Here is a 14,509-nt window from a genome sequence, read left to right as displayed (position 1 = left end):
GACAGCCGTGTCCAGACCAGTTGCTCGCGTACCACAGCCCTGTTCAGCCGAGCAGCCGCGCCGATCGGGTCGGGAAGCGCCACGGAGCCAGGTCTACGGCATGGCGGGGTCGGCCGAGGATTGCGGGTGACCTGCGACGACGAGGGGCCGCGACGAGGAGGACCTTGCGTTCGATCGACCGGACAGTACGCGTCACCTCACTCCTTCTCCGGCCCCCGGCCCCGGCCCCCGGCCCCCGGCCCCGGCCCCCGGCCCCCGGCCCCGGCCCCCGGCCCCCGGCCCCGGCCCCGGCCCCGGTCCCGGTCCCGGTCCCGGTCCCGGCCCCGGCCCCGGCCCCGGTCCCGGTCCCGGGACCGGGCGGGCCGCGTGGTGGGCAGTGGGGTTTGGAGCTGCTGTCGCTGAAGTGCGTTCAAGAGCGTTTTGGTGAGCGGGAGTGTGTGCTGCTGATCAGTGTCATGTGCCGCACCTCGGCCGTGGGGTCGGTTCTCGGTGATGAACTGGCGTTCTTTCATCGAATGCGTGACCTTCCCGGGTGGTGTTCGTTTGTCATGGCGGACGGGATCTTCGGGTGGCGTCGGGCGGGGGTGACGGGGTGGGTGAGCTGCGGAGTGTGGCGGAGTCGTTCGTCGCGTCCGGTCCGTCCGGTGTGGCTGTGCGGACCCGTCTCAAGGAGCTGACGCCCGGCGATGAGCAGGTGCTGCGTCTGGTGGGCGCGCAGTTGGGGTCGCTGGCCTCGAAGGACCTCAAGACACGGTGCCGGGACGGCCTGAAGCACTCCACCGAGACGTGGGCGGTGCGTAAGCGGGAGCTGACGCCGCTGTCGTCGTCGCGGTGGGCGGGGTCGATCACCAAAGCCTCGCATGACCAGTGGGCGCTGGCGCGGCGCTGCCAGTTGGCGTACATCCAGAACCTGGAAGCCGGTGTCCGTACCATCGAGGACCGGCTGTCGCTGCCGGTCGGCCAGAAGGGGATGAAGAAGGCGCCCGGGGGTTACCGGTCCTCGCGGGAGTGGCATGCGAAGTCGCGGCGGCTGCGGCTGCTTCAGGACCGGCTGGCTGCCGCGCGGGCCGACCGCGAGGCCGGCCTCGTGCACGTCGTGCGCGGCGGCAAACCTCTGGCGCGCACCCGGCATCACCTTGAGGCGGCCGGGCTGACGGAGTCCGGCTGGCGTTGGCGGTGGGAGGCGGAGCGCTGGTTCTGCCAGGCGGACGGGGAGTCCGGCAAGCGCTACGGCAACGAGACGATCCGTATCAGCCCGGACGGCGAGGCGAGCATCAAACTCCCAGCACCGCTGGCGCATTTGGCGAACGCCCCGCACGGCCGCTACGTCCTCGCGGGCCGGGTCGCGTTCGCGCATCGGGGCGGCGAGTGGGCAGACCGTGTCGCGGCCGACCGGGCGATCGCCTACCGCATCCACTACGACATGAGCCGGGACCGCTGGTATGTGACCGCGTCCTGGCAGATCCCGCCCAGCCCCGCCCTCCCCATCGAAGCCGCGCTACATCCACGGCAACCCCACCGGCAGCCCCCGCCGCTTCCCCTACAACCTCACCGGCACCGCCCAGCACCGCGACGCCCAGGTTCGCCACGCCCTCACCCGCCTCCTGCACTGGGCCCAGACCTGTGGGATCCAGGCGATCGCGGTGGAGGACCTGGACTTTGATGCGGAGAAGACCCGGGAGAAACACGGCCGCAGGAAACGCTTCCGGCAGCTGATCTCCGGCATGCCCACCGGCAGACTCCGCGCCCGGCTGGCCTCGATGGCCGACGCCACGGGCATCGCGGTCATCGCCGTCGACCCCGCCTACACCAGCCGCTGGGGCGCCCAGCACTGGCAGAAACCCCTCACCACCACGACCCGCAAGACCACTCGCCACGAGGCTGCCGCCGTGGCGATCGGAAGGCGCGCCCAGGGACACCCGATCCGGCGACGGACGACACCGCCCCCACAGCACCGGAGTGATGCGGTGGGGCATCGGACCGTCCAGGCCAGGCCAGGCGTCCCTGGGCGTGAGGGAACCCGCCCCCGCATCCCCGGACCACGGACACGATCCGTGCCACCGGACGCGGAGCGAACGCGGGCAACCAGGACATCCAAAACCGTTCGGGGTGTCCGCAGTGACCAGGTATGGGTCCAAGACTCACTCCTGCTCACTGATTAGGAACGGTTGGCGATGAGGTGGCGTGGGTCGGCGGCTCGGTTGATCGCCGACTCGACGGCGGCGATCCGGTCGGCGAGCAGGCCCAGGGCGCCGACCGCGCGGGCGAGCGTAGCGAGATGGGGGTCCCGCTGGCCGAAGGCTGGGGGATGGTCGTCCTCAGGGCCACCGAGCGCCTGCGTACGGACGTATGCGGTCTTCAACTCGGTCCAGCGGGCGTCCTGTTCGGGCGTGAGTGTGCCGCGCAGCTCGGCGAGTCGGAGCAGGTTGGCCTCGGCGCCGGTGGTGAGGGTCTGGGCCTCGGCGGTGTAGTGGTCGTCGATCAGCGCCGCCAGTTCGGTGTCGTTCATGACGGGCTGGACGCGCTGGGCGATCTTGTTCATGTTGCGGTAGGAGCCCTGGAGTTGGAAGGGCGGCTCGACGCGGGTGGCGTCGGCCTGCGCGGCGGAGGCGATGTACGCGGCGTTCACCGCGAGGACCGTCGCGCGGGCCGTGAGCAGGTGGCGCAGGACGGCCAGGACGCGCTCCAGTTCGGCGGGTTGGTACGTGTGGGTGAGGCGGTCGGCGTGGGCCGTTGAGTCGCCCTGGGCGAGGCGGACGAGCAGGTCGAGGTCGGCGCGGTCGCGTGCGGCGAGCGGGGCGAGGACCGGGTTGGCGGTGAGGGCGTTCTCGATGAAGCTGAGTGCGAAGGTGTCCTCCTTGCCGGTCAGGACGTCGCCGAGGTTCCAGACGTCGGCGCGGTTGGTGAGCATGTCGGGGATGCGGAAGCGGCTGCCGGACTCGGTGTAGGGGTTGCCTGCCATGCAGACCGCGAAGCGCTTGCCGCGCAGGTCGTAGGTGCGCGGTTCGCCGTCCTTCACGCCCTCGATGCGGCGGGTGGTATCGCAGAGCGGAATGAACTTCTGCAGCAGTTCGGGCGAGGTGTGCTGGATGTCGTCCAGGTACAGGAGGGTGTTGGTGCCCGCCTCCAGTGCGAAATTGATCTTCTCGACTTCCTGGCGGGCGGTGGCGTTCGGGGCCTCGGCCGGGTCGAGGGACGTCACGGCGTGGCCGAGGGCGGGGCCGTTGACCTTGACGAGGATCATCCCGAGCCGGTCGGCGACGTACTCCATGAGGGTCGTCTTGCCGTAGCCGGGCGGGGAGATGAGCAGCAGCAGGCCGCCTGTGTCGGTGCGCTTGGACTCGCCGGTGGTGCCGAGTTGCTTGGCGAGGCTGTCGCCGATGAGCGGGAGGTAGACCTCGTCGATGAGCCGGTTGCGGACGAACGCGGACATGATCCGCGGGCGGTACTCGTCGAGGCGGAGGCGGGTGCGCTCGGCGGCCACCAGCGCCGTACGCAGGCGCTGGTAAGCGCGGTGCGCGGGCACTTCATGGGCGCGGAAGTCACTGGTGCGGGTCAGGAATTCGTCGACGTGGAGGGTGAGCGTGCGTCCGGTGATACGCGGGTGGGTGCCGAGCAGGCCCTCGACGGTCTCGGTCACGGGTGCGTCGGACTCGTGGCGCGGCAGGTCCGGGCAGAGCTCCGCGGCCACTGCCTCGGCCAGATCGCCGGGGGCGGTGTCCGTTCCGGTGGCGGTGGTGTACGACGTCAGCCATGCCTCGACGAGTTGCCGGCGGGCGGCCGGGTCGGCGAGGGCGGCGAGGTCGTCGTCGTAGGCCGACGTGCCCACCGTGCGGCGGAACTTGTCGAGCAGGGTGCGGCTGCCGGCGCTGATGACGAAGCCGTCGGGGCCGGTCGTCAGCTCTTCGAAGAGGTAGGCGGCCGCCGCTCGTGTGCCGATCACCTGCGCGAGTTCGGCCACGAGGTCGTCGATGGCGGGCGCGAGACCGAACGTGTCACGGGCGCGGGCCAGGGACACCGCACGCCGGGTCCAGGTGTCGCGCTCGTCGGCCGTCGTGTCGTGCGCCCAGAAGAGGTGTGCGGCGGCGCGGGCGGCGGGCTCGTGACGCAGGAGTCCGGCGCTCTCGTGCAGGCGCAGGAGTGCGGTGAGGATCAGGGCCGCGTCGTGGTCGTGGACACCGCGCTCGTAGCCCTCGTCGTAGGCCACCTCGGCCGTCTGCCGGACCAGCGCGGGCAGGCCGTCGGCCTCCGCGAGGGCGGCCAGGCCGTGTTCGTCGAGGAGGCGGGCGGCCAGGTGTTCGGCCCGGTAGACCTCGGGTGACTCCGAGGGCAGCGGGCGGTCCCAGAACGGACGGGTGGCCGCGAAGTCGGGGTCCGTGACCGGGGAGCGGTAGTCGGTGCCGGTCAGCGCGAAGGCCAGGCCCTCGCCGTGCGGGACGAGGGTGAGGTCGAGGGGTTGGGTGTTGACGGCGAAGCGGTGGGTGCCCAAGCGGAGGGTTCGGCCGTCGTCGGCGTAGAGGTCGGTGCGGTCGCGCAGGGCTCGCAGCGCCTCCTGGCGGGCGGAATTCAGGCGGCCGTCCAGCTCCTCCGCCCTGCCCTGGTCGCCGAGGCCGCGCAGTTCGGCGGCGATGCGGCGGACCTTGGCGGGCATCGGGTCGGAGGTGAAGTACGTGGCGACGGCGTCCGCGTCGGCGAGCGTGGCGGCGCGGCGGGTGATCGTCTTCAGAACGCGGTGCGCCGAGTCGGTGAGGCGTTCGGCGCGGCGGGCCCGGGTGTCGGCGAGGGTCTGCTTGCGGGCGGAGAACGTCTCGTGGATCTCGTCACGTCTGTCCGCCAGTTCGCCGAGGAAGTCGTCGAACTCGGCAAACTCCGAGAACCGCGCCTCCAGGTTCTCCACCTGCACGAGCAGGCGGGCCAGCTGCTCGTCGCACGCCTCGGGGCTGTCGGCGGCGGCGAAGGCACCGTTGACGGCCTGCCCGAGCAACGTGGACTCGGCCGCGAACTCGGCCCGCCCCTCGTGCTCCTGGAGTTCGCGGCGGCGGCCGTCGAGGCGGGCGCGGGCGCGGTTGACGCCGCCCAGCACCTCCGCGATCCGCGTCAGGACGGACGTACGGACGGTGGCGTCGCCGATGTCGAGGCCGGTGACGACCTCGGTCACCGTGCTCAGTTGGTCGGTGAGGACCTCTAGGCGGGCGGCGAGGGGTGCGGCCTCGGCGACGGTGGCGATGGCCTCCGTAGCAGTGGCGAGTCGCTCGATATCGGCCCGGTGGTCGGCGAAGGCGTCCTCGCGGGCGAGGTGGGCGACGGCCCGCTGCCCGAAGGCGACGAGGTCGGCCTGAGCGGCGGCGGCGAGTTCGTCGATGCGCGCGGCATCGGCGTACCGCATGTCCTTGAGCGTGAGCAGGTGACCTTGCGCCTGCCGGAGTTCGGTCAGGCCCGCCACCCAGGCGGCGGCGCCCTGGGGGACCTCGCCGCGCAGACGGCGTACCACCGTGGCGATGCGGGCCGCCGCCTCGTCGAGCGCGTCGGCGGCCTGTCGCGTGAGTGCCTGGAGGGTCTCGAACTCGGCCAGTACCTGCTGGGCGGTGGCCCGCACCTGTGTGAGCGGCTCGTGCAGATCGCCGAGTTCGGGATCGCGCAACCAGTGGTAGGAGTCGGCGGCACGGACGCAGGCCCCGGCCAGGGCCTCGTACACCGCGCTCGTCGGGGTCGTCTCGGCGACGGCGCCCGCGATGGACAGGCAGTCGGAGATGCCGCGGACGAGATCGGCGTTGCCCACGCGGGCCAGCGGGCCGGTGCCGACGGGCCGGGCGGCGGCGTGGTCGTCGGAGACGTACGGGGAGTTCCAGAGCTGGAGCGGGTGAACGCGTTGCGGCTCGGCGTCGGTTCCCGCAGCGTCCGCGCGCAGCACCATCAGCGTGCCGTCGTCGAACAGGGCCCAGCCGTGACAGGACAGCGGGGTCGCGACCTCCTTGCGGATCACGTTGTACGGCAGCAGCAGGCTGCGGCCCTCCACGCGCGCGTGGAACGCGAAGAGGACGTCCTCGCCGTTGGGCGAGCGGACCGCCCGCTCGAATTCCAGCCCGCCGGTGTCGACGCCGTCGAACGTCTTGTACGCCCCCGTCGCCAGGCAGTACCCGCCGGGGAAGACGACCCCCTGGTCCTCGGGCAGACGGCGGCACGCCTGCCCGATGCCGTCGAGGCGGACGACGGTCCTGGTGAGCGTGTTGAAGACCAGGTAGCGGTGGACGTCCTCCTTGTAAGGGAGGACATCCAGCAGGATGAGGGCGCCCACGCGCGCGTACGCGATGTCGGCGTCGGCGAGGGACTGCAGAGGCTCGGCGACGGGCTCGCTGTGAATGCCCTCGCCCGTCTCGGTGTCGTCCTCGACCTTGACCGTCAGCGTCCCGCCGACCGTCTCGACGAAGACCTCGCCCTCGATGGAGACGTGCGGGTGGCGGCCCAGGACGTGGTCCTCGCGGGTCGACTCCGTCCATGCGAAGTCGTGGGAGGGCGGGAAGACGTGGTCGCGTTCGCCGCGTGCGTCCAGGAAGGCCGCCTGGCCGTGGTCGGTCACCGCCCAGCGCAGGACGCGGATGTCGCCGGCCTTCTCACCGGTCTGGAAGACGGCGAGCACCTTGCCGTCGACGCGGCGGAGCCGGAGGAGGTGCGCCTGGCGGTAGTAGCGGTGCAGAGCCGCGAACTCCCGTACGAAGGCGGGGTCGTCGAGCAGACCGGGCACGGCGTGGTCGGGCAGCCGGTTCAGGCCCCTGTCGTACAGGGCGAAGACGTCGCCGACAGTCGTCTCCGGTTTCAGATCGAGGAAGACGTTGTGGCCGAACAGCAGCACGTCACCGACCGAGACGATGTCGCGAGGCACGCAGGTGTGCTCGGTGCGCAGCCGCTCGGTGCCGCTCAGCTCCAGCCGGGTGGAGCCGAACTCCTCGGTGCGGCGGACGTCGAGTGCCTCGGCGCGCCGGGCGAGTTCGGCGGCCTGGGCGGCCAGCCGGTCGCGCAGCACCTCGTACGTGCCCGCGTCGAACGCGGTGGCCGGCGCGTCCTGCGTACCGGTGTCCGGGCCGGTGGTCATGGAATCCCTCTCAGGAAGTCGGTGGAGCACGGTCCGGAGCCGCCGTCCCCTGTGCGGCAGCTCCGGACCGCGGATCATGGGCCGCCGGTCAGACCTTGGCGACGCTGCCGTTCAGAGCGGTGAGCGAGGCGTCCGCGAGACCCAGCTCGCCGGCCTTGTCGAGCAGCTGCCGCAGCGCGGCCGAGTCGGCCCCGCCCGTCTTCATGAGCTTCATCAGCAGCGCGGAGACGGTCAGTTCCCGCACATCAGCCGTCGATACGGAGCCGAGGACGCGGCCGAGGTCGTCGGTGAAGCTGGAGGTGCCGTCCAGCCAGGGCTTCGTCAGCGCCTGGGCGGTCTCGGAGTGCTGGACGAAGCCGTCGACGCCCTTGCCGAGCGCGATCGAGGACACCAGCCGGTCGAGGAAGACCGACTCCCCGCCGACGATGTTGATGTCGGCGTTCTCCAGCCCGGTGGCCAGCACCGTGGCCTGCGCCTCGGCGACCTGCCGCTGCACGTCCAGCCCGGCCAGCCGGATGTCCTTCTCGGCCTCCAGTCGCAGCCGGTACTCCTCGTGGCCGCGGGAGGCGTCGTCCAGGGCGGCCATGGCGGCGGCCTTGTCGGTGAGACCGGCGGCCTCGGCCTTCAGCTTCCCGCTGATGCCCTCGGCCTCGGCCAGCGCCTTGGCCCGCGCACCGTCGGCCTCGGCGCGCAGCCGGGCCTGGGTCGCCTCGGCCTCCGCGCGGCCGGCCTTCTCGATGACCTCCGCCTCCTTGTCGCGGACCTGGACGGCCGCGAGGCCCTCGGCGGCGGATTCGGCCTGGACTCCCTCGGCGAGGCGCAGCTTGGCCCGCGCGTCGAGGTCGGCGGTCTTCAACCGGGCCTCGGCCAGGGTCAGTTCCTCGGCGGCCCGGTGCGTGGCGGCCTGCTCGGCGGCCTCGGCGGCCTTGATGTCCTTGACCAGCTTCTCCTGCGCCTGAGCCTCGGCGGCGATGATCACGGTCTGCCGCTCCCGCTCCGCCTCCTCCACGGCCCGCAGCTTCTTGATGGACTCCTCCTGCTCGGCGACCGTACGGTCCACGGCGACGCGCTCGCGGATGACCTCGGCGATCTCCCGCTTCTCCGCCTCGACCTCCTTCGACGCGGCGATCCGCGTCAGCTCCGTCTCCCGCTCCCGCGCGATGACTTCGAGGAGACGGTCCTTCTCGATCCGCTCGGTCTCGATGGCGATGACCCGCTCACGGTTCTTCGCGGCGACCGCGACCTCACGGGCCTGGTTCTCCCGCTGCACACCCAACTGCTCCTCGGTCCGCAGGAACGCGCCCTGCGACCGGAGCCGCTCCTCCTCCATCACCCGCGCCGTCTCGGCCTCCTCACGGGCCCGTACCGTCTCGATCTCCCTGCGCTGCTTGATCTCCGCGTCCGCCTGGCGGCGCTCCAGCTCCAGGATCGCCTCGCGGGCGTCGACGTTCTGCCGGGTGATCTCCTTCTCCTCATGGCGCTGCGCCTCGTTGGTGCGCACATGCTCCACGGCCGTCAGCTCGGTGATCTTCCGGATGCCCTGCGCGTCGAGGACGTTGGCGGGGTCGAGCTGGGTCAGCGGCGTCTGCTCCAGGTAGTCGATCGCCGCGTCCTCCAGGTGGTAGCCGTTGAGATCGACGCCGATGACCTCGATGATCCGGTACCGCAGCTCCTCGCGCTTGGTGTAGAGGTCGGTGAAGTCCAGCTGCTTGCCGACGGTCTTCAGCGCCTCGGAGAACTTCGCATGGAACAGCTCCTGCAACGTGTCCCGGTCACTCGCCCGCGCCGTGCCGACGGCCTGGGCCACCTTGACGACGTCCTCGACGGTCTTGTTGACCTTCACGAAGAACGAGATCCGGATGTCCGCGCGGATGTTGTCCCGGCAGATCAGTCCCTCACGGCCGGCCCGCGTGATCTCGATGGTCTTCACCGAGATGTCCATCACCTCGGCCTTGTGCAGCACGGGCAGCACGACCTGCCCGGTGAAGGTCACATCGACCTTGCGCATCTTGGAGACGATCAGCGCCTTGCCTTGCTCCACCTTGCGGAACAGCCGGGCGACGACGAGTACGGCGAGCAGGCAGACGGCGACGAGCGCGCCGATGCCCACGATCATGGTGACCATGGCATACGTCCTTGAGGCGTAAGGGAGTTGCAGCGTGAAGAAGAAGAGCCGGGGCGAGATCCGGCGGCGTTGCGGGTCAGGTGGTGTTGCGGGTGAGGTGGTGTTGCGGGTCAGGCGGCGCGGTCCCGCGGTTGAAGCGCGACGTCGTGTGACGTCCGCCGGCGGGGGTCTTGGCTGTCGGCGTCTCGCAGTCCGATTGCGTCACCCGTGCGGGCCTCGCCCGGCACGGACGGCCCGGGTTCATCGGGGAAGAGGCGGTGCAACGGCCGTACGAGCACGCGTGCCACCCGCCAGGCGAACAGCGGTGCGGCGATCAGTACGGCGATCCCGGTCAGCGCGCGCACCGGACCCGAGAGGACAAGCGGATCCAGGAGAACGGTCGCGCAGAGGCTGCCGAGCCAGGCCGCACCCGTCACCAGGGAGAACCCGACGGATACCGGCACCCCGCCCAGTCCCCAGACTTCGGCGTCCGCGTCGTTGTCGAAGCTGCCGGAGTGGGCAGCGCCCACCGCGACCAGCAGCCAGAAGCACACGACCACGATCAGGGCGACGGTGAAGGGGAAAACCGGGTAAGTAGTGGCGGCCTCGAAGAACGTCCGCATCCCGATCCCCCCGATCGTCCCCGTCTGTGACGGCCTCAGCGCACACTCCAGGCCCTGGTGCCGGTCACCTGCCGGTGCCCGGCACCGAGGCCGATCCGTGCGCTTCCCTCCGGACCAATCCTGCCTGGGGAACACTCGAAGCGCATTGCTTGCTTCCGGCAATCTTCACTCGGTCCTCCATGCCGGTTCCCGCTAAGAGTGCGTCAAGATGTTCGCCGGACGAGTGCCCGATGAGCAGGGCCGGTCAGAGGCACCGCCTGCTCCGGTGCCTCGGTCAGCCATCGACCGCACCACGCGAACCGACCCGGACGCGGGCGGCCGTCAGCGCTCAGACAGGGCTGTCCGGGCACGTCGAGCACGACGGTCGGCCGACGGGTCGCGAATGCTCCTGCCAGGTGGCGGCAGACGGCACTGTTGGTGCTGGTGCCCGGCACCAGCACGACAGTCGGCAACGTGGCCACCGGCTGCGGGCCGACGAGGAGCGCGCTTGTGGCCCTGGCCTCCGTTCCGATTTCGCTACGCCGATGCGGTCACGTCCCACTCGTGGAGCCGTTCGAGACACCGATCCCGTACACGTCGTCGATACGCCGGGCCCCGGTAGGCGGAAGGCGTTGCCGAGCAGTGAACCAACGCGCCCCGGCCGTCTGCCGTCTCGTGGGCGCCTGCAGCATGGGCCCCCTTAGGCACTTGAGGTACGCGCCGCCAACGCGTCCATTTACTTTATTCTCGCGCAGTTTTTGGAGCCTTCTGGTATCGTCGCGGCGTGGAAATCACTCTGCAGCAGGCTGTGAGTGATCTCCGGCGGGTGCTGGAGATCATCCGGGACGTCGCGCGCGATGTGTACGCGACCAACGCCGACCGTCATGACCCGTCTCACGGGGACGACAACGGCACTTTTGCTCAGTTGGTCTGGCGGAATATCGCCAACCTCTCCTTCCAGAAGATTCACCAGGCAGGGATTCCGGTCCGAAAGGTCGCGGGCGGGGCGATCGAGGTCATCTCCCAGCCGTGGGTCGTGAGGGTCTACAAATTCCCGCTCACCGCCCCTGAAAAGGTGCGGGACAAGCTCGAACAGCTGAGCTGGGACGGCAGCGCCGCTCGACTTCGGGGAGCAGTGCAGAACAGCGTGGCTCAGGACCAGATGGCGTTCGACCAGGACCCCGACTGGGCCGACAGCTTCGCGGAAGCTGTTCGTCAGGGGCATGTTCGGATCGTGCACACGGGTGATCCGGAGACGGGTAACTGCGTCATCGAGGTGGGTCTTCCGCGGGACAACCGAGAGGGCGGTTCGCCCTGGCTTGATGGGACGGTCGAGATCCACAATGATCTCCAGCCGGGCCTTCCGGCTCCGCGATCGACCGTGGACGAACTTGTCGTGCACGGCGAGCTGCCCGACGAGAGCCTCGCAGATCAAGACCACCCGGCGTCTGAAACGGATTCCGACGAGGACCGTACCGTTGAAGAGGAGGCCCCCAAGGCGCCTGATCACACTGACCTCAAGGAGAACGATCTGCCGCTTCGCCGGCGCACCGAAGACACGCGCGAAGAGCGCGAGAACACAGACTGAGAAATCAATGCCGACACCGCCGCGAGGATCGAGAGGCGCTGAGCTCGCCTCCCGTTCCTTCGAACCCGAAGCTCTGACCACGGCTCGTCAGCTTCGAGGGCTCCGCAAGAACGAGCTTGCCAAGCAGGTCGGGCTCACGCCGGCAGCGGTCAGTCAGTACGAGCTGGGCCAGAGTCGGCCTTCAAGCACGGTAGTTGCGCAGTTGGCCATGGCGCTGGGAGTGCCCGCCACCTTCTTCGCCACAGGGCACCCGCATCCAACGGTGCCCAGCGCCGCCCACTTCCGAAGCCTCCGGGCGACGACGCAACTTCAACGGGATCAGGCGGTCGCGTTCGGCAAGATCGTCTGGCGGCTGGTGACGACGGTCGAGCACTACGTGGAACTCCCCCCCGCGGCACTGCCGCGCCTGGCTCTGCCGGCTGAGCCGAGCAGGGCGGACATCGCGGCTGTGGCCCGCGACGCTCGCGAGGCCATGGGGGTACCCAGCGGCCCGATCCCGCATGTGACACGACTACTCGAAGCCCATGGCGCCGTGGTCCTGGAGCTTCCTGCGATGTCCAAGCGGGTAGACGCCTTCTCGCATTGGTACGGGAGCAGGCCGCTGGTCTTCCGGAACCCCGCCAAGAACGACAAGGCTCGATCTCGCTTCGACGCCGCGCACGAGGCCGGGCACCTGGTCATGCACCTCGACGCTGAGCCCGGCAGCAGGATCGTCGAGAACCAGGCGCACGACTTCGCGGCTGAATTTCTGATGCCGAGCGCCGAGATCCTTGCGGAGCTTCCGAAGAGGCTGGACTGGGAGGCGCTTTACGCACTGAAGCGACGCTGGGGCGCATCGCTCAAGGCCCTCGTCTACCGTGCCCACGCCCTCGGCGCCTTCCGGGAGACGACGTACAAGCGCGCCATGATGATGCTCTCTCAGCACGGCGACCCCGAGCCTTGCGACCTCGGCCCCCGCGAAGCACCCCTGCTGCTCGAAAAGGCGGTCCGCCTTTGTGAAGAGACGGGTGTGTCGTTCGACGACCTTGTCGCCCGCTCGGGCCTGCCCTTCGAGCTTGCGAACGAGGTCTACGCCACGGCGACGATGACGAGGCCGCGCCTTTCCCTGGACGCATCCGAGGAAGGCACAAAGCCAGCCGCTCCTGAGGTGCTCACGCTTTTCCCGAGTTGATCATCACCCGGCGTCAGGAGAAGCCGCAAGGCTTTAGGACCCAGCTGCCCCCGTGCGGCCCGTGGCGTCTTTTCAGCTGAGAGGGCGCTACGGGGACCCGCTTGTTGTCCTGTGGCGCCTCAGCACTTTGGAGGCGATGGGCGCGGCACTCTCAGGATCGGGTTCCAGGCGAACCAGCCGTGACTTTCGGCGCCCAGTTCCCAGGGGGCGTTGAGCAGAGCCTTCTCCGTCGTCTCCAAGTCAGAGGCGACCGAGTCCGGCGCCGGCCCGATACGCTGCATCAGCTCGCCGCGCTCACGGAAGAACTCCGCGTCATCTCCACGCAGGCGACGGATCGCCGCCTTCACGCAGGTCGGCCATCTCGGCATACCGAAGTGGTCGTCGTGGGTCCCGAGTTGAGGGGCGGCCACGAAGATCAGGAAGTCGTCGTGAGACAGCTGCTCCTCGAAGTGCATCAGTGTGTCGATACGCCTCTTGACGTGCTTCGTGATCTCTCCCAAGAACCCCCAGCCGAAGTCCGTCAACGTCCCATCGCACCCAGGCCAGATTGCCTCGCGGTCCAAGATCACATCTTCGAGCTCCAGCAGGCGGAAGGGTTCAGTGCTCCCCAAGGCGTCGAAAGATTGTCGGGTCAGCCATGTGTTGCGGGCGAACATCGCACCGTCGTGCAGGTTCTTACGTCGCTTGCCCGGCGGAGAAGCGTGCGCGTCCTCGATCGGGCCGTTGCGCCACACGAACAGCACGATCCCGTGGGCAGCTGCCCAGCGGAGCCCCTCCGTGGACTGGAAGACGCCCATCTCTTCGAGCTTCTGGCGTCCCCATGTCAGTCTCTCCCGCAGTTCTTCGTCCGTCACCCCGCGATGTCCTTCCCCGTCCGCGCCAGACATGCTTACCGGCTGACGACGTCCGTCCCGCCGGTATGCGGTGCGGCGTACCCGAGAGGGTACTTCGGCGGGCTCACGTGAAGTCGTTGTGTGCGTGGTCAGTTACCGAGAATCGTTTCGCGTGCCGCTCGTGCCCAGATGGCCTGTTGGCGGGTGGTGAAGCCCATTCGGTTCCAGTGGAAGAGGATGTGCCGGGCCAGGATGCCGCGTAGGCCGAGTTGCAGTTTGCCCGCGCGTGCTGCGTCTGCGAGGGCTCGGCCGCAGTGCTCCAACCCGGTCACCCAGTTCCCGAGCGGCGTGAGTGGGCCGTCGGTGAGTGCGGGGCCGGCGTCGAGCGTCAAGAGTCGCCGTACCAGGGCCACCATGCTGCTGACCTGGTCAGGGTGCACGTCTGTGGGCAGTGGGCGTCGTGTTTCGACCTGCCCCCATACGTCTCCCTGTTCTCCCCACTCCAGCCCGGCGGCACGCAACAGCAGAGTGGTGACGAGGAGAGAGGTCTCTTTGGGGCCGAGGAGCCCGCTGGTGCTGTCGGCCATGTGCTGGTGGTAGTCGAGGACTCCGACGCTGTCGGTGTGGAACAGGGTGTGGGCGATCGTCATGCCGTGGGTGCCGCCGAAGGCGATGGTTTCCGGCTCGTACAGGGAGGACCACCACCGCTTGGCGACGCCCCGGGACAGGGTGCTGTCGAGTACTTCGGTGAGGTGCGCGACGGCGTCCTCCATCCGTGTCCCTGGGCCGGGCTGGACGCGTAGACGCCAGCAGGGGTGCTTGCGCACGAACCACCATGTTCCGATTGGCCCGGTGCGTAAGGCGGGCAGGAGGTAGGTGCGGAAGGGTTGTTCCGCCGTGGGGTAGTCGGTGAACTCGATGTTCACCTGGTGCCAGCTGCCGAGTTGGGGGTCGAGTGCCGACCGGCCGGTGCCACGGTAGTGCTCGGTGGTCTCGGCGAGATGCTCGGGCGACGTCTGCGCCTGGCTGGCGGCCTCCGCGAGCGCGGTGCCGGTGAGAGCCGCCAGGACGGCCTGCTCGATCGTGCTGCTGGCGGGCAGGTCCATCCCGATCTCCTTCTG

General features: G+C 69.6%; 7 protein-coding genes and 1 pseudogene. 3 read left to right on the top strand and 5 right to left on the bottom strand.

Features of this window, described 5'->3' with window-relative positions:
* Positions 1-592: 592 nt before the first annotated feature.
* Positions 593-2,162: pseudogene (locus PYR72_RS23095) on the top strand (IS200/IS605 family accessory protein TnpB-related protein).
* Here the strand turns inward: PYR72_RS23095 and PYR72_RS23090 are convergent.
* The 3 genes from PYR72_RS23090 to PYR72_RS23080 all read right to left on the bottom strand — a co-directional run bounded on the left by PYR72_RS23090 (position 2,159) and on the right by PYR72_RS23080 (position 9,817).
* The gene (locus PYR72_RS23090) at positions 2,159-7,090 is read right to left on the bottom strand and encodes a DNA repair ATPase (protein WP_275457079.1); all 4,932 of its coding nucleotides are present in this window, start codon (positions 7,088-7,090) and stop codon (positions 2,159-2,161) included. The pseudogene PYR72_RS23095 and the gene PYR72_RS23090 sit on opposite strands and share 4 nt — an antisense overlap.
* An 88-nt stretch (positions 7,091-7,178) precedes the next feature.
* Positions 7,179-9,215, bottom strand: coding sequence for a flotillin family protein (locus PYR72_RS23085; RefSeq protein WP_275457078.1), 2,037 nt, complete (start codon positions 9,213-9,215; stop codon positions 7,179-7,181).
* Positions 9,216-9,325: 110 nt separating this feature from the next.
* Positions 9,326-9,817 carry a hypothetical protein gene (locus tag PYR72_RS23080; protein WP_275457077.1) on the bottom strand — a complete coding sequence of 164 codons (492 nt, stop codon included), beginning with the start codon at positions 9,815-9,817 and terminating at the stop codon, positions 9,326-9,328.
* A 763-nt stretch (positions 9,818-10,580) separates the two neighbouring features.
* On the opposite strand from PYR72_RS23080, the gene PYR72_RS23075 reads away from it, so the two are divergent.
* Together PYR72_RS23075 and PYR72_RS23070 are read left to right on the top strand one after the other, a co-directional pair.
* On the top strand, positions 10,581-11,384 hold the full coding sequence (locus PYR72_RS23075; RefSeq protein ID WP_275457076.1) for a hypothetical protein: 804 nt from the start codon (positions 10,581-10,583) through the stop codon (positions 11,382-11,384).
* A gap of 7 nt (positions 11,385-11,391) precedes the next feature.
* Entirely contained in the window at positions 11,392-12,555 is a 1,164-nt protein-coding gene (locus tag PYR72_RS23070) for an XRE family transcriptional regulator (protein WP_275457075.1), read from the top strand.
* 119 nt (positions 12,556-12,674) lie between these two features.
* On the opposite strand, the gene PYR72_RS23065 is transcribed toward PYR72_RS23070, so the two are convergent.
* Positions 12,675-13,409: a hypothetical protein gene (locus tag PYR72_RS23065; RefSeq protein ID WP_275457074.1), complete on the bottom strand. Its 735-nt coding sequence runs from the start codon at positions 13,407-13,409 to the stop codon at positions 12,675-12,677.
* 128 nt (positions 13,410-13,537) lie between these two features.
* On the bottom strand, positions 13,538-14,494 hold the full coding sequence (locus PYR72_RS23060) for a thiopeptide-type bacteriocin biosynthesis protein (RefSeq protein ID WP_275457073.1): 957 nt from the start codon (positions 14,492-14,494) through the stop codon (positions 13,538-13,540).
* Positions 14,495-14,509 lie beyond the last annotated feature (15 nt).

The sequence above is a fragment of the Streptomyces sp. VNUA24 genome (assembly GCF_029167005.1).
Taxonomy (GTDB): Bacteria; Actinomycetota; Actinomycetes; order Streptomycetales; family Streptomycetaceae; genus Streptomyces; species Streptomyces scabiei.
Note: the sequence above shows the minus strand (reverse complement) of the source record. Positions and strands in the feature narration are given on the sequence as shown.

What these genes read in the sequence shown, in the direction of transcription:
- PYR72_RS23090 (WP_275457079.1), bottom strand. Translation starts at nt 7,090, where the DNA reads ATGACCACCGGCCCGGACACCGGTACGCAGGACGCGCCGGCCACCGCG.
- PYR72_RS23085 (WP_275457078.1), bottom strand. Translation starts at nt 9,215, where the DNA reads ATGGTCACCATGATCGTGGGCATCGGCGCGCTCGTCGCCGTCTGCCTG.
- PYR72_RS23060 (WP_275457073.1), bottom strand. Translation starts at nt 14,494, where the DNA reads ATGGACCTGCCCGCCAGCAGCACGATCGAGCAGGCCGTCCTGGCGGCT.
- PYR72_RS23070 (WP_275457075.1), top strand. Translation starts at nt 11,392, where the DNA reads ATGCCGACACCGCCGCGAGGATCGAGAGGCGCTGAGCTCGCCTCCCGT.
- PYR72_RS23080 (WP_275457077.1), bottom strand. Translation starts at nt 9,817, where the DNA reads ATGCGGACGTTCTTCGAGGCCGCCACTACTTACCCGGTTTTCCCCTTC.